The sequence below is a fragment of the Gloeobacter violaceus PCC 7421 genome (assembly GCF_000011385.1).
Classification (GTDB): Bacteria; Cyanobacteriota; Cyanobacteriia; order Gloeobacterales; family Gloeobacteraceae; genus Gloeobacter; species Gloeobacter violaceus.
Map to the genome: position 1 here is coordinate 2,544,897 of NC_005125.1, position 15,084 is coordinate 2,559,980.

12 protein-coding genes are annotated in these 15,084 nt (G+C 62.4%); 11 read left to right on the top strand and 1 reads right to left on the bottom strand.

From position 1 onward, the window contains the following. Window positions 1-40 precede the first annotated feature (40 nt). From GLL_RS12335 to GLL_RS12360, 6 genes are all read left to right on the top strand, one after another. On the top strand, window positions 41-1,102 hold the full coding sequence (locus tag GLL_RS12335; protein WP_164928998.1) for a serine hydrolase: 1,062 nt from the start codon (window positions 41-43) through the stop codon (window positions 1,100-1,102). A 120-nt stretch (window positions 1,103-1,222) separates the two neighbouring features. Beyond that, window positions 1,223-3,472: a cation:proton antiporter gene (locus GLL_RS12340; protein WP_011142384.1), complete on the top strand. Its 2,250-nt coding sequence runs from the start codon at window positions 1,223-1,225 to the stop codon at window positions 3,470-3,472. Window positions 3,473-3,599: 127 nt separating this feature from the next. Then, window positions 3,600-5,888, top strand: coding sequence for a tetratricopeptide repeat protein (locus GLL_RS12345; RefSeq protein ID WP_164929000.1), 2,289 nt, complete (start codon window positions 3,600-3,602; stop codon window positions 5,886-5,888). A 24-nt stretch (window positions 5,889-5,912) separates the two neighbouring features. After that, on the top strand, window positions 5,913-7,091 hold the full coding sequence (locus GLL_RS12350; protein ID WP_011142386.1) for an ATP phosphoribosyltransferase regulatory subunit: 1,179 nt from the start codon (window positions 5,913-5,915) through the stop codon (window positions 7,089-7,091). A gap of 81 nt (window positions 7,092-7,172) precedes the next feature. Beyond that, a complete protein-coding gene (locus GLL_RS12355) occupies window positions 7,173-8,396 on the top strand; it encodes a saccharopine dehydrogenase family protein (RefSeq protein WP_011142387.1) in 1,224 nt (407 codons plus the stop codon). 182 nt (window positions 8,397-8,578) lie between these two features. Then, entirely contained in the window at window positions 8,579-9,568 is a 990-nt protein-coding gene (locus tag GLL_RS12360) for a BPSS1187 family protein (protein WP_011142388.1), read from the top strand. A gap of 9 nt (window positions 9,569-9,577) precedes the next feature. Here GLL_RS12360 and GLL_RS12365 read toward each other — a convergent pair whose 3' ends face one another. Next, entirely contained in the window at window positions 9,578-9,853 is a 276-nt protein-coding gene (locus tag GLL_RS12365; protein ID WP_164929001.1) for a PII-interacting protein PipX family protein, read from the bottom strand. Between the two features lie 116 nt (window positions 9,854-9,969). On the opposite strand from GLL_RS12365, the gene GLL_RS12370 reads away from it, so the two are divergent. From GLL_RS12370 to murF, 5 genes are all read left to right on the top strand, one after another. After that, window positions 9,970-12,351 (top strand): UvrD-helicase domain-containing protein, encoded by a 2,382-nt coding sequence (locus GLL_RS12370; protein WP_011142390.1) that lies wholly within the window; start codon window positions 9,970-9,972, stop codon window positions 12,349-12,351. A 46-nt stretch (window positions 12,352-12,397) separates the two neighbouring features. Next, a complete protein-coding gene (locus tag GLL_RS12375; RefSeq protein ID WP_011142391.1) occupies window positions 12,398-12,634 on the top strand; it encodes a DUF433 domain-containing protein in 237 nt (78 codons plus the stop codon). Continuing rightward, entirely contained in the window at window positions 12,618-12,950 is a 333-nt protein-coding gene (locus GLL_RS12380) for a DUF5615 family PIN-like protein (protein ID WP_011142392.1), read from the top strand. The genes GLL_RS12375 and GLL_RS12380 overlap by 17 nt, the downstream gene beginning before the upstream one ends. Window positions 12,951-13,018: 68 nt before the next feature. Then, window positions 13,019-13,705 carry a J domain-containing protein gene (locus tag GLL_RS12385; protein ID WP_011142393.1) on the top strand — a complete coding sequence of 229 codons (687 nt, stop codon included), beginning with the start codon at window positions 13,019-13,021 and terminating at the stop codon, window positions 13,703-13,705. A 6-nt stretch (window positions 13,706-13,711) separates the two neighbouring features. Continuing rightward, entirely contained in the window at window positions 13,712-15,064 is a 1,353-nt protein-coding gene (gene murF / locus GLL_RS12390) for a UDP-N-acetylmuramoyl-tripeptide--D-alanyl-D-alanine ligase (RefSeq protein WP_011142394.1), read from the top strand. The last annotated feature ends 20 nt before the right edge of the window (window positions 15,065-15,084 follow it).

A 15,084-nucleotide genomic window follows, 5' to 3' on the forward strand; every position in this document is an offset into this window, starting at 1 on the left:
ATCCTTTACATTGATTTTTAGCTTTCGCCGAGACGCCACCTTGCAGGACATTGTCACCGAGGATCATTCCCGCCCCCGGCGCCGGCGCCGGATGACACCGGCCGAGCGCTGGGGGCGTCGCATCGCGCTATTCGCCGTTCTGGCGGGACTGGCGGGGACCGCGGCAGTGGTGGCCTTTCCGGGGCTGCGCCCCAGTTTTTTGACCTTCGCTCCGAGTGCGCCGCTCGACGAGCAGGTGCTCCCCGAGGCGATCGTCACCCCCGACCTGCTGCCTTTGCCCGAACTGGACAAGCGCGAACGCATCGCAAGCCTCGAATCGGCGATGCTCAAGCTCACCGATCAACCCCGGTTGCGCTCGGGGTTTATGTTTGTGGAACCCGCTAGCGGTCGCTACGTGGCGATGGCGGACGGCGAAAGTTTCAGCGCCGCGAGCGTGATCAAAGTGCCGGTACTGGTCGAATTTTTGCGCCAGGTCGATAGCGGTCGGCTCAAGCTCGACGATACGCTCATCCTGCGCCAAGAACACAAAGGCGGCGGCTCCGGCTGGATGCAGTACATGCCCAACGGCAAGCGTATGAGCGCGTACAACGTCGCCCGATTGATGATCGTGCGCAGCGACAACACCGCCACCAACATGATCATCGACCTGGTGGGCGGGGCCGACTACCTCAACGCGCAGTTCGGCCGCTGGGGCCTGCGCACCACCCGCATCAACGCGCCGCTGCCGGATCTCGAAGGCACCAACACCACCAGTCCGGCGGACATGGCGCTATTGCTCACCGAGCTGGAGCGGGGCCGGTTGGTCACGACCCAGATGCGCGCCAAGGGCTACGAACTGATGGGCCGCACCCGCACCGGGTCTCTGCTGCCGGTGGGTCTCGGGCCGGGGGCCAAGATCCTGCACAAGACCGGCGACATCGGCAAGATGGTCGGTGACGCCGCCGTGGTCACCATGCCCGACGGGCGGCGCTACGTGGCGGTGGCCTTGGTGGAGCGCCCCCACAACGACCGGCGCGCCAACCAGCTCATCGCCAAACTCTCGCAGAAGTTCTACTACGTGTTTCTGGCACCGCCTGCCCAGGCGGTGTCGGACAGAACGTGAGATCTGTCCTGACGTAGAACCGCGAAGCGGAAAGCCACTGTTAATATGTGCGAGAATCCCTACCCCCGGCCTTGCTGGGATCGCGGGGATCACCGTTTGCGACACCGGGAGGCCGATACCGTGGAAGCCGCATTGCATTCATTTTTATATTTTGCTGCTGCGACCGCCCAGAGCGGGCCGATCAAACCCCTGGGCCACCACGAAGTGCTGCTGCTGCTGTTGCAACTGTCCTTGCTGCTGTTTGCGGCCCGGGGTCTCGGTGAACTGATGCGCCGCATCGATTTGCCGCCGGTGGTGGGCGAATTGCTCGCGGGGGTGGTGCTCGGACCGTCGGTCTTTGGGTTCCTGCTGCCGGCGCTCCAGTCGGAAATCTTTCCCAAAAGTCAGATCCAGTCGGATCTGATCTCGGTGGTCTCCTGGCTGGGGGTGCTGTTTTTGTTGATTGCCACGGGGCTTGAGACCGATCTCAACTTGATTGTCAGCAAAGGCAAGACGGCGCTACTCATCTCACTGGGGGGAATCGTTGTCCCTTTTGCCACCGGCTTCGGCCTCGGCATGCTGCTGCCTGACAATTTTCTGGCGGAGCCCTCCGAGCGGTTCGTCTTCAGCCTGTTTATCGCCACGGCGATGAGCATCTCGGCCATTCCGGTGATCGCCAAGGTGCTGATGGATCTCAAGCTCATCCGCCGCGACATCGGCCAGGTGACCCTCGCAGCGGGCATGACCGACGATACGATCGGCTGGATTTTGCTCTCCGTGGTGGCGGGTCTGGCCAGCAGCGGCAAGCTCGACCTCACCGCCGCCTTGAGTTCGATCGGGGGGGCGGTGATCTTCCTGGGCGTCGCCTTTACGATCGGCCGTACCCTGGTGGCCCAGCTGTTGCGGCTGGTGGACGACTGGATTGGCGGAGTACCTGCTCAGCTCACGATCGTGCTGGTCGTTGCCCTAGCGGCGGCGGCCCTCACCCACCAGCTGGGCATCGAAGCGGCCCTCGGCGCCTTTGTCACCGGCATCCTGGTGGGTCAGGCGCCGCGTTTCAGCCGTGAGGCCGGACACACCCTCGAAGTGTTCACCGCCGCTTTTCTCGCACCCATCTTCTTCGCGGTCGCTGGTTTGAAAGTAAACCTGCTTCAGCTTCTCGAACCACAGACGTTGCTGATTGGGGCGCTGGTGCTGTTTATTGCCTGCTTCGGCAAGTTCGTGGGCGTCTACATTGGCGCGCGTGTGGGCGGGCTCGGTCACTGGGAGGGGCTGGCCCTCGGTTCCGGCATGAATGCCCGGGGGGCAATGGAGATCATCGTCGCCACCATCGGTCTGTCGCTGGGTGTTCTCAACCAGCAGATGTATTCGATCATCGTCATGGTCGCCATCGTCACCTCGCTGATGGCACCGCCCCTGCTGCGTTGGACGCTCTCGAAGGTCAAGATTGGCGACGAGGAAGCCCGCCGTCTGCAAATGGAAGACATGGCGAGCCGCAGTTTCGTCAAAAGCATCCGTCGGGTGCTCCTACCCACCCGCGGCGGTGCCAATGTGCAGCTTGCGGCCCAACTGGTCAGCCACATGGCCCAGCAGAATGAGCTCGAAGTGACCGCCCTTTTTGCCGAGTGCGGGGATCGGCCCGGGGGGGGCAAAAGCCGCGCCGCCGTCGCCGCCCTGGAATCGAGTGCCGAGACCGCCTTTGCTGCGGTGGCCGACGAGATGAGCCTGCCCAAGGCGCTACAGACGCGGGTCGAATCGGGCCGCGACCCGGCCGAGGTGATCCTGCGCGAGGCGGCTAAAGGCTACAACCTGCTGGTGATGGGGGCCACCGAGCAACGCTTCGCCGACGGCACGCTCTTCAATTCGATCGTGGACCGGGTGGTGCAGGAAGCCCCCTGCGCGACGATGGTGGTCAAATCCCACCTGCCGCGGCCGGAAGGGGAGCACTGCACCATTGCCCTGCAGGAGATCCGCCACATCCTGGTGCCCACGATCGGCACCGAGTACAGCAAACACGCGGTCGAGGTGGCAAGCACCATCGCCGCCCAGACCCAAGCGCTCGTCACACTAGTACACGTGGTCAACCTGCCGCAGTTCGACGATTTTTATGTCGATCAGGACAACATGAGCATCGCCCTCGACATCGCCCAGCAAATCGTCGATCAGCAGGCCGACATCGGCCGCGGCCTCGGTGCCCAGGTGAATACAGCGGTGCTCACCGGCAATAGCCCCGAAAAAGAGATCCTGAACTTTGCCCGCGACGAAGGGGTGGATCTGATCATCCTGGGCAGCAACATCCGGCCGATCTCGGGGCGGGTCTTCTTCGGCCACCGCGTCGATACCCTCTTGCGCCAGGCCAGTTGCCCGGTGGCGGTGGTCAGTTCCAGCTGAACTTTTGCATTCTTGCGCAATCCCCTAAGCTTGGGGCAGCGCAAGCAAAGGTTGCACCGGTTTGATGGCGAGAATACCGACACTGTTCAGAGCGTCCGCGGGGCGACCTTCCGGGTTGCTTGGCTCTTTGCTTTCGCGCAAGGTACCCCAGGTGGCGGTGGCCTATGTGACGCTCTGCTGGGGTGTCCTGCAATTTGTCGACTGGCTGAGCGAACGCTACGCCCTGGCACCCGCCCTCACCGACTTTTTTTTCTATCTGGTGGTCCTGCTCACCCCGAGCGTGCTGACTGTCGCTTACTTTCGCGGGGGCGATGAACCCCACTGGACCTGGGTTGAAAAAATCGGCGTTCCGGTCAACCTGGCGGTGGCAGGGGCGGTGCTGTGGTTGAATTTCCAAGGTCAGGAACTGGGCAGCATCAACCAGACGGTCACCCTTCAAGACAGCTCCGGGCGCACCGTCGAGCGGCAGGTGCCCAAAAGCGCCTTTCGCAAGCGCCTGGCGCTATTTTTCTTCGAGAACACCAGCGGCGACCCGAAACTTGATTGGCTGCAACAGGGCATTCCGATTGTCCTCGCCACGGACCTTTCCCAGGATCTTTATCTGGGCTTGCAGGACAGCTACAACCTGGTCGACCGGATCCGGCGGGCAGGGTTTTCCTATCGCGATGTGCTGGCCCTGGGGCTGGAGCGCCAGATCGCTAAGTATCAAAGACTCGATTACATCGTCACCGGCACCGTGACCAAAACCGGGGATCGGTTTTCCGTTCGTGTCGATCTTTACGAGACCGAACGGGTCAAACGCTTGGCCCGCCGCACTTACCAGGGAACGAACCTGTTTGAGCTAGTCGACGACATGTCGGTGCAACTCAAGCGAGACCTCGATGTACCCGCCCAGCACATCGATTCGATCGCTGATTTTCCGGTGGCCGAAGTGCTCACCCGTTCGCTTACCGCTCTGGAACACTTCACCCTGGCCCGTAACTTTGCCGATTTTGACGGAAACTACCCGGCAGCGTTGCAGCAGTTCGATCAGGCGACTGCGGCGGACCCGAGCTTCGCCACCGCCTATCTGGAGCAGATTGAAAGCTCCTTGCTGGCCGCCAAGATCGATCAGGCCGAACGTCACTATGAAAAAGGACAACAGTACGCTTTCAAGCTGATCGAGCGGTACCAGTTTTTTCTGCGGACCTGGATCTGGTTAAAGGGACAGCCGGAGGAAGCGCTGCAGGCTATCGAGAAGTGGGTCGCTCTCTATCCGGACGATCTCCAGGCGCACCGCCGCCTCGCTGTGCATTACATGAACACTGCACAGCAGGACCGGGCCATTGCCACGTTCCAACGGATTCTTGAGCTTGATCCCGAGACATCCGGCCACTTGCTGCAAATGGGTTTGCTGGAACGGCAAAACGGACGCTATGCAGAAGCTCTACGCCTTTTTGAGCAGTTCGGCAACCGCGAAGAACGAAGGTCTACAGCCTACGAAAACATGGCGGATACCTATCGGTTGCAGGGGCAATTCGAGCAGGCTCGCTCCTTGTACCAGCAATCCCTGGCCCTCGACGACAACAATACCGGGGCTCAGCTCGGGTTGGCATCGCTGGCAAGCAGTACAGGCGAATTTGCCGGAGCGCTTGAATTCAATCGCCTTGCCCTGGCCAACAGTCGGACCTCCGACCAGAAAGAGAATGCCTACGCAAATTTGCTCACACATTACAGCCTGCGCCACCAGTGGCAAAAGGTTGTTCCACTGATCCCCCAATTCCTAACGACCAACAACGGTCTCATCAACTCCCTTCTCAACCAGGCATTCATCCTCGATAGTTACGTGCTGGTCGGGCAGCAAGATATGGCCTTTGCCGCCTTGAAGCGAATGCAGGCTCAGGTGGGGTCCAGCCCGCTGCTGGCGACGTTTGTCCAAATGGGCTACCTGAGGGTTTACTTGGCCCTTGAAGATGCCGCGCGAGCCGAGCCGCTCATTCCCCAGATTGAAGCCACGCTGCACCGCTACAGCCTGGACCAGCTGATCGATGCTATCGAGCTGGAGCGCCGCCGCGGGGGGGTCGCCGAATTGCGCAAGGACTACAAGCAGGCTCTGCAGTTCTATCAGCGGCATCTGAAGAGAAATCCAACGGATGCGGAGAGTCATGCCGACATCGGCCGCTGTTACCGGCTGCTGGGCGATCCGGCGAATGCGAAGGCTTCCCTTGCGAAGGCTTTACAGGTGATCCCCGCTTTGCCGGAGGCGCACTACGAACTGGCGGAGATTGCCCTGGCCGAAGGGGATCGCTCCACAGCCCTCAAAGAAATTCAGTACACCCTCAAAGTGCTCGAAGGGGCCGACCAATCCGACAAGCTGCTCATCAAAGCAAAGGCGCTTTCCGGCAGGCTAATCTCCCCCACCCCAGCCGTACAGTAGGAAAGGACACAACTCGGTTCTCCCATGTACCAACCGCCGACCGGGGTGCGCGACTTGCTGCCCCTCGACGTCTCGCAAAAGCTCTGGATCGAACAGCGCCTGCAGCGGGTGTTCACCCGCTGGGGCTACCAGCGCATCATCACTCCGACCCTCGAACGGATGGAGACGCTGCAGGCGAGCGGTTCGGTCGACCTGCAGGCGATCTTGCAGCTGCGCGACGCCGAGGGGGTGTCGCTGGGCCTCAGACCCGACCCGACGCCGTCGCTGGCGCGGGCGGTGGCCACGCGCCTTGCCGATGCGCCCTTGCCGGTGCGGCTCTCGTATCAGATGAACGTCTTTCGCAGCACCACGCAGCCGCAGGAATTTTACCAGGCCGGGGTGGAACTGATCGGCGCGGGCGGGGTGCTCGCCGACGCCGAGGTGCTGCTTGTACTCGCCGAGTGCCTGGCCGAACTGGCTCCGCCAGATTGGACGCTGATTTTGGGCGCGGTCGCGTTTACCCGTTCGTGGCTTGCCCAGGTGGCAGAACCCGCCCGCCACCGGCTGCGCCGGGCGATGGCCGAACTCGACCGCGTGGCGATTCTTGCTGAAGCGGGCATCGACGAGGCGGTCAGATCCCAGTTGTTGTTGTTGTTTGACCTGCGCGGCGAACCGGAAATGGTGCTCAGCAAGGCGTCCTCGCTGCCGATGAGCGACGCCCAGCGCGCGGAACTCGCCGAACTGGAGACGCTCACCGGCTGGCTGAGGGGCCGCTCGGTGCCGGTGGTGCTCGATTTGAGCCTGGTCGAAGCGTTCGATTACTACACGGGCCTCATCTTCGAGGTGAGCGCCGGGGGGCGTCTGATCGGCCGTGGGGGCCGCTATGACCATCTGCTGGGTTCCTACGGCAAACCGGCGCCGGGGGCGGGCTTTGCCCTGAACCTCGAAGCGCTCCAGCAGGTACTCTTGCCCACCGGCAAACTGCCCGGCCGCACGGTGGGGGGTGGCTTTTTGGTGGTGCCCGACGGGCCGGACGCCTGGGAGGCGGCCCTGGCTGAGGCGGATAAGCTGCGCTGCGCTCCCGGCGAGCGGGTGGAGATTGAACTGTTGGGCCGCACCGGTGAGGAGGCAATTGCCCACGGTCGGGCTCTGGGTGCGGCCGTCGTGCGCTGGGTTCACCCCGACGGTAGTACCACCGATTGCGACCTTGCGGTCATACAGTGATACCTGCCACCCACAAAACTGAAAAAATACGAACCGACAATCGGTCTAACGCGCTTTTGGTGATGCAGGAAAATAAGTACCATGACTGACCGTCGCTATGATGTCGTACTTTACGGAGCTACCGGCTTCGTCGGCCAACAGACAGCACAGTACTTTACTCGACACACTCGCCCCGGTGCGGTCCATTGGGCAATCGCGGGCCGGAATCGACAAAAACTCGAATCGCTCAAGGCTCAGCTTGGCACCAATGTGGATGTCCTGATTGCTGACAGCACCGACCAGCCTGCCCTCGATGCCGTCGCAGCCCAGACCCGCGTCATTTTAAACACAGCAGGGCCTTTTGCCCTCTACGGAGACGCCATCGTCGATGCTTGCGTCCGGTTGCGAACGCATTATGTCGATATCACCGGCGAAACCCCCTGGGTGAGAGATCTTATCGACCGCTATCACGAGCGGGCCGCATCGGAGGGAACTCGGATCATTCCTTGCTGCGGGTTCGATTCAGTGCCGTCGGATCTGGGCAGTTACCTGATGGTTCGGCACCTGCAACGAGAATGGGGAGTGTCCTGCCGGGCGGTGAAGGCCTATTTTCAGATGTACGGCGGCTTGAACGGCGGCACCCTCGCTTCTGGACTGAATTTGTACGATTCCGGGCGGGCGGCCCGGGTGAGCGATCTCTTTCTGCTGGATCCGCCGGGTGAACATTCCAGCACGGAATTGGAGCGCAATCGGGACCCGGAGGCCCCCGAGTACGATGCCGGTGTGGATACCTGGGTTGGACCGTTCTTCATGGGCCTGGTGAACACCCGCGTCGTGCGCCGCAGCCGTGCCCTCTATGACCAGTGGCAAGAGCCTTACGGTCCGCAATTCGTCTACCAGGAATATCTCAAGTTCGATCCACCGCTGGCGTGGCTACAGGCCACGGTTGTCACCGTCGGCACGGCCTTGTTTGCAGGAATTATGCAACAAGCCCCGCTGCGGCCGTTACTGCAATCGCTGCTTCCCGAGCCCGGCAGTGGTCCCTCCGAGCAGACGATGAACGAGGGTTGGTTCCGCTGTGAACTTTTGGGAGTCGCTGAGGACGGGCGCCGGGTGAAGGGACTGATCTGTGACCAGGGAGATCCAGGCAACCGCGCCACGGTCAAATTCCTGTGCGAGTCGGCTCTGAGCTTGGTCTTGAACACCGATGAGTTGCCGGGTGGACAACAGCGAGGCGGTGTCCTGACACCTGCAACCGGGCTTGGAGAAGTGCTGGCAGAACGGCTGCGCAGCGCAGGGATGACCCTGAAGGTTGGTGTCGTTTAGGGGGCCATCCATTTTGGGGGGTGCCTGCGGTATTCCTACGGCATGGGCAGGATAAGAACCCCAACAATTCGGTAATTCGACGTCTATCCCGATTGGCGGGTGGTGGATAGACTGTCCCCACGGCCCTGCCCGCTTATACTGCGGATTGCAGGGCTGCTGTCGGATTATCCGGGAGCTTACTTATGATCTCCAGATGGTTTCCATTGGCCGCCTGCCTGCTGGCCGGTCTGCTCAGTTCGACTGTAGCGGCTTCGGCAGACCCGGCGGTCTGCCCGACGGGCACCCAGGCGAGCAAGATCTTTGCAAGCGGTAATCTGGCTTGTGCAATCGCCCCCTCGGCTACCGACCCGGCCATTGCCGATCGGGTGAGCGGCCAGACCGGCTACGGCTACCACGCGGTGGCCTTCCCGGCAAAGCTCGAAGACCTCAAAGGCGTGCTGGTTTTCCTGTTGGCAAGCAACAGCCGCCCCTACAACCCCATCAGCGGCAAATACATGATCGCCAATATCCTCGATGAAGGCGCCTCGGCAGGTTTGCTGGTCCTCCAGCTGGCCTACGCCAATTCGACGAGCATCGGCAGCCTGTGCGGCGAAGATCCCGACTGCTACGGCCCGGCCCGCCGCGAGGTGGTTTACGGCGAGGCGGTCTCGCCGGTGGTGGCAGTGGATTATCCCAATTCGCTAATCAACCGGCTCGAACGCCTGGTGGCCTACCTCAAGGTCAACCTGCCTCCGGAGGTGCGCCTGCCGGAAGCCATCGGTGGGGAGACCATCGACTGGTCGAAATTGCTTCTGGGCGGCCACAGCCAGGGAGGCGGTCACGTGGGTCTATTGGCCCAGGCGTTTGGGGTGGCGAATGTCTGCTATCTCTCGTCGATCGTAGACGCGGTGATCGACGGCGATGGGTACGCCTCCGCCTCCTGGATCACCACACCCTTTGTCACACCCGTTTCGGCGATGCGCGCCGTCGTGCACCAGATCGACACTCAGGCTCCTAAAATTCTGACCAACTTTGCAACCCTTGGCCTTTCGGCTTCTGCAGGAACAACCGCCTCCGACAACGGCTACCTCACCCTTACAAACAAACCCATGGGTAGTTCCCACGGGGCGACCGTCAAAGATCCCCAGTACGCTGCCGAGCGGCACTGGGCCTGTTATCAACCGGCGGGCTAATTCGTCAGATCAAAGCGCGTGCTGATAGAAGGCTTTCATGCGGTCAAGGGTCTGGTGATCAAGTTCGAGGGTGCCGCGCCGACAGGCCCGCATCCGATCGTCGATCAACTGTCGAGCCTGCAGTCGGCTGAGCGACTCGAACTGCATCGTCTCTGCTTCGGTCTCGGTGACGACAAACAACATCCGCTGGGCGTAAAGGGTTGCAAATAGACCCTTCTTCGGTCCCAGACTGCATACCAGGAACATCAACCCGAAATGCGGATGTTGCAGGTACTGCTCGTTCATGACATTCCAGGTTGTGATGTATAAGACACTACTGCATCCTTTGGGCTTTGTCATCGGCTCCACCACCGGCAGCGAGTAGGATAGTGCAGAAAAGAAACGACACAAGAGGCGGCCCGATGGTCCTCGGTATGGATGCTTTGCTCAATCCTTCGCAGCAAAAAGCGGTGGAGCGCTTCAACGGTCCGCTGTTGGTGGTGGCGGGTGCGGGTAGCGGCAAGACGCGGGTACTGACCTATCGCATCGCCCATCTCATCGAGACTTACCAGGTGGACCCCGAGCACATCCTGGCGGTCACCTTCACCAACAAAGCAGCGGGCGAGATGAAGGAGCGCATCTTGCAACTCTTTTGCGAGCGCACCGCCAGAAGCCGCGGCGGTGAGGCGTTTGCCGCCCTGCCCGACCCCGAGCGGCGCGCCATCGCAGGCCGGGTGCGCCGGGAATTGATTCAGCCTTTGTGGGTGGGGACTTTTCATGCCCTGTGCGCCCGTATGCTGCGCTACGACATCGACAAGTACACCGACCAACGCGGGCGCACCTGGCAGCGCAACTTCACGATCTTCGACGAATCGGACGTGCAGGATCAGATCAAAGACATCGTCACCAAGCAGCTCAACCTGGACGACCGCCGCTACGTGCCCCGCTCGGTGCGCTTCGCCATCAGCGGCGCCAAAAACCAGGGCCTTTCGCCGGAAGAATACCAGCACTCAGAAGGCGGTTCGCTGCGCGCCCGCACGATCGCCCAGGTCTACGAGCGCTACCAGGACCAGCTGGCGCGCAACAACGCCCTCGATTTCGACGATCTGATCTGGGTGCCGGTGCAGTTGTTGCGCCGGCGCCCCGACGTGCTCGATTACTGGCACCGCCGCTTCCGTCACATCCTGGTCGACGAGTACCAGGACACCAACCGCACCCAGTACGACCTGATTCGCCTACTCGCCACCAACAACCAACCCAAAAGCGAGTGGGACTGGCGCGACCGGTCGGTCTTTGTGGTGGGCGACGCGGACCAGGCCATCTACAGCTTTCGCCAGGCGGATTTTCGCATCCTGATGGATTTTCAGTCCGATTTTGGCGACGGCCTAGCCGACGACGAGACCGAGACGCTCATCAAGCTCGAAGAGAACTACCGCTCCTCGGCCACGATTCTCGATGTCGCCAACGAACTGATCGCCAACAACATCGAGCGCATCGACAAGGTGCTGAGGGCCACCCGTCCGGCGGGCTTGCCCGTGTCGCTGCACGAGGCGGAGGACGAGGTGGCCGAAGCTGAGTACATTGTCGGGCAACTGCGCAAACTCAAAGACGCCGACACTCGTCCCTGGAACGACTTTGCGGTACTCTACCGCGTCAACGCCCAGTCGCAGCCCATCGAGCAGGCGCTTTCGCGCTGGGGGGTGCCCTACACGGTGGTGGGCGGCTTGCGCTTCTACGACCGCCGTGAGATCAAGGACGTTCTGAGTTACCTCAAGGCGATCCACAATCCCGCCGACTCGGTCGCCCTCAAGCGCTCGATGTCCGCGCCGCGCCGCGGCATCGGCAAAACGACACTGGATAAGCTCGAAGCCGGGGCCGGGATGCTCCAGACTTCGCTATGGCAACTGCTCACCGACGAGACGAGTATTAAAAATTTGGCCGGGCGCACCAGCGGACCAATTCTCCAGTTCGTGCGCTTTGTCGAGCGCCTGCAGGAGCTGGCCGCCCGGGTGCGCGTCTCGGAACTGCTCGATACGGTTCTCAAAGAGTCGGGCTACGTGCAGATGCTTCAGGAAGAAGGCACCGAGGAAGCCGAGGGGCGCCTCGAAAACGTCCTGGAGTTGCGCTCGGTGGTCCAGCGCTTCGAAGAAGAAAGCGAAGATCCCGAAAACGCGACGCTCGAAGCCTTTTTGGCCAATGTCTCGCTCGCGTCGGATCTGGACAATCTCGAAGCGGGGGCCGAGCGCATCTCGCTGATGACGCTGCACGCCGCCAAGGGTCTGGAGTTTCCGGTGGTGTTTTTGGGCGGCCTCGAAGACGGCCTTTTTCCGCACTTTCGGGCGATTCAAGACGGTGACAGCGCCGCCATCGAGGAGGAGCGCCGATTGTGCTACGTGGGGATCACCCGCGCCAAGGAGCGTCTGTTCTTGAGCTATGCCCAGGCCCGCCGCCTCTACGGCGACCGCCAGCCCGCCATCCCGTCGCAGTTTCTCAAGGAACTGCCCGCCGAGAAACTGGCCGGTACCCGCGTGCGCAAGGGTCTTGCCGACCGGAGGCGCGACCGGGCCGAGCGGATTGCCGCCCGCCCGGCCGCCGTCCCGCCGCTCGCCCCGCCCGCGCGGCGCAAAAGCCCCGCCCAGAACTGGGCGGTGGGCGACCGGGTCGAGCACGACCAGTTCGGTCTCGGGCAGATTACCCACGTCCTGGGTGTGGGCGAGAAGCAGTACCTGGCCATCAGCTTCCCCGGCCAGGGCAAAAAAGTGATCGACCCGCGCCTGGCGCCTCTGCGCAAGCTGGCTGAGTGACACCTGCTCTTTAGAATCGAAAAGCCCAACAACCCATGCTCTCGCCATGAATTACCGCGAACACATCACCATTGACCCGCGCATCCGCAGCGGAAAGCCCTGCATCCGCGGCACCCGCATCACCGTGACCGATGTATTCGATTATCTTGGGGGCGGAATGACCATTCCCGAGGTGCTGGAGGATTTTCCTGACCTCACCGCCGACGACATTCAAGCGTGCTTTGCCTTTGCCGCAGACCGTGACCGCCGTATGAACGTCGTTCCGTATGAAGCTGCTCTTTGATGAAAACCTCTCGCCCAAGCTACCCCGCCTGCTAGCGGCGCTTTTTCCGGACAGCGTGCATGTCCGCGAGTGTGGGCTACTTGGACTTACCGACGAGGATGTTTGGGAGTATGCCCGCGTCAACGGCTTCACTATCGTCTCGAAGGACTCCGATTTTCAGCAGCGTAGCTTGCTCTACGGACATCCACCCAAAATCGTTTGGCTGTGCGTCGGCAATTGCACTCGGCAGCAACTTGTTCAACTGCTCATGCTCTACGAGCAGGACATCCATGCGCTGGACACAGACCCATGCACGGCGCTTCTCGTCCTCTCGTAGCCGAATAGTTGTCCAAAACGCCCGATAGAGGCGATGATCCCGTGCGCAGGCGGCCCTAAACTGGTGAAGTGAGCACACCGACCCACTATCAGACTCTTGGCATCGAGCCGTCGGCGACGACGGAGGAGATTCGTGCGGCTTACCGGCGGCTGGCCAAGCAGCACCATCCCGACACCGGTGCCCTCGCCGGTCACCAGCGGATGGTGATACTTAACGAAGCTTACGAGGTCTTGAGCGAGCCGCAGCGGCGCCAGTCCTACGATCGGCTATTGGCCCATGGCGATGAGCGCCCCAGCCGGGTTGCCACCCAGACGGTCCCGCGCGCCCCCTTCGGGCGGGGCGCCAGCGAGGATAGCGAGCGCCAGCGCTGGCTGAGAGACATCTACCGGCCGGTCAACGCCGCCATTTACCGGGTGATCCGCCCTTTCCGGCGGCAGCTCGATGAGCTTGCCTACGACCCCTACGACGACGAACTGATCGCCGAATTTGTGGCTTATCTGGAGCGCTCGCAGGTCATTTATCAGCAGGCGAAGGCGCTGTTTGCTTCGCGGCCCAACCCGGCGGGAGCGGCGCTGGTGGCCGAACTGCTCTACCACAGCCTCAACCAGCTGGGTGATGCCCTCGACGAATTGCGCTACTTCACGCTCAATTACGACTACCAGCATCTACACGTCGGCCAGGAACTGGTGGGGATCGTCACCGACCTGCGCCGCCAGGCGACCGAAGCGGCTGAGCGCCTGCTGCAGATGGGATAGTGCCCTATGTTTGAAATCGACACACAGACACTGCAAACCCTCCTGGGCGCCGAGGCGGAAGGAACGCTTCCGATGTCGGTGCGGGGCGTCGGGACCGACACACGCGCCCTCGCGCCGGGAGCGCTGTTCGTGGCGCTTCGGGGCGAACGCTTCGACGGCCACGACTACGCGCGGCAGGCGGTGGCCGGGGGGGCGGCCCTGGTGATTGCCGAGCGGCCGGTGGCGGTGCCTCATCTGCGGGTGGCCGACACCCTGGAGGCTTATCAGACGCTGGCGCGCTGGTGGCGGGATCGCTGCACGCTGCCGGTGGTGGCCGTCACCGGTTCGGCCGGCAAAACCACCACCCGCGAACTGATTCGCGCCGTGCTCGCCACCGCCGGACCGGTCCTCGCCCCGCCCGGCAACGAAAACAACGACGTGGGCGTGCCAAAGTTGCTGCTCCAACTCACCGGTGCCCACCGCTACTGCGTGGTCGAGATGGGCATGCGCGGCCCGGGGGAGATTGCTCGCCTCGCCCGCTGTGCCGCCCCGAATGTCGGGGTGATTACCAACGTCGGCAGCGCCCATATCGGACGGCTTGGCTCCCACGCCGCTATCGCCGACGCCAAGTGCGAACTGCTCGCCGAGCTGCCGTGCTCAGGGATCGCCGTTCTCAACGGCGAAGACGAGCGGCTGCTTTCCACCGCCCGCCGCCACTGGGCGGGGCCGGTGCTCACCTATGGTCTTGATGCCGGGGATGTTATGGGCAGCTTCGACGGCGTGCACCTGCACGTCGATGGGATCGCCTTTATTCCACCCCTGCCGGGCCGCCATAACCACCTCAACTTCCTGGCCGCCCTGGCGGTCGCCCGCCACCTCGGGTTGGAGTTGCTCCAGGTGCGCGAGCGCCTCAAAGATCTTCAGTTACCCACCGGCCGCAGCCGGGTGATCGCCCTTGAAGGCGACGTGCAACTGATTGACGAAACCTACAACAGCGCCCCCGAATCGGCCCGCGCCGCCCTTGCATGGCTTGCCGGCCTGCCCGGCCGCCGGATCGCGGTTCTAGGACAGATGCGTGAATTGGGCGAATTCAGCCGGGAGCTGCATCGCGTCCTGGGCGAGCACTGCCGCCGTCTGGCCCTCGACGAAGTGGTGGTTCTGGAGGCGGGCGAGGACACCGAAGCGTTGCTTGCAGGAGCCGGAGATCTTCCGGCGGTACAGCTTGCCGACCACCGGGCGGTGGCCGCATATCTGGCAGATCGGGTGCGACCGGGGGATCGCCTTTTATTTAAGGCTTCGCGGGCGGTGGGTCTGGAGCGGGTGCTGGCGGAGTTTCAGGATTTGTTCCGGGCAGGTACGCCGTCTGAGCGTGCACAATAGAGCCAATCGATTTCGATCAT

Bases quoted from the DNA above. Each gene is read 5' to 3' on its own strand.
- GLL_RS12350 (WP_011142386.1), top strand. From the start codon at position 5,913: ATGTACCAACCGCCGACCGGGGTGCGCGACTTGCTGCCCCTCGACGTC.
- GLL_RS12355 (WP_011142387.1), top strand. From the start codon at position 7,173: ATGACTGACCGTCGCTATGATGTCGTACTTTACGGAGCTACCGGCTTC.
- GLL_RS12360 (WP_011142388.1), top strand. From the start codon at position 8,579: ATGATCTCCAGATGGTTTCCATTGGCCGCCTGCCTGCTGGCCGGTCTG.
- GLL_RS12365 (WP_164929001.1), bottom strand. From the start codon at position 9,853: ATGAACGAGCAGTACCTGCAACATCCGCATTTCGGGTTGATGTTCCTG.
- GLL_RS12370 (WP_011142390.1), top strand. From the start codon at position 9,970: ATGGTCCTCGGTATGGATGCTTTGCTCAATCCTTCGCAGCAAAAAGCG.
- GLL_RS12375 (WP_011142391.1), top strand. From the start codon at position 12,398: ATGAATTACCGCGAACACATCACCATTGACCCGCGCATCCGCAGCGGA.
- GLL_RS12380 (WP_011142392.1), top strand. From the start codon at position 12,618: ATGAAGCTGCTCTTTGATGAAAACCTCTCGCCCAAGCTACCCCGCCTG.
- murF (WP_011142394.1), top strand. From the start codon at position 13,712: ATGTTTGAAATCGACACACAGACACTGCAAACCCTCCTGGGCGCCGAG.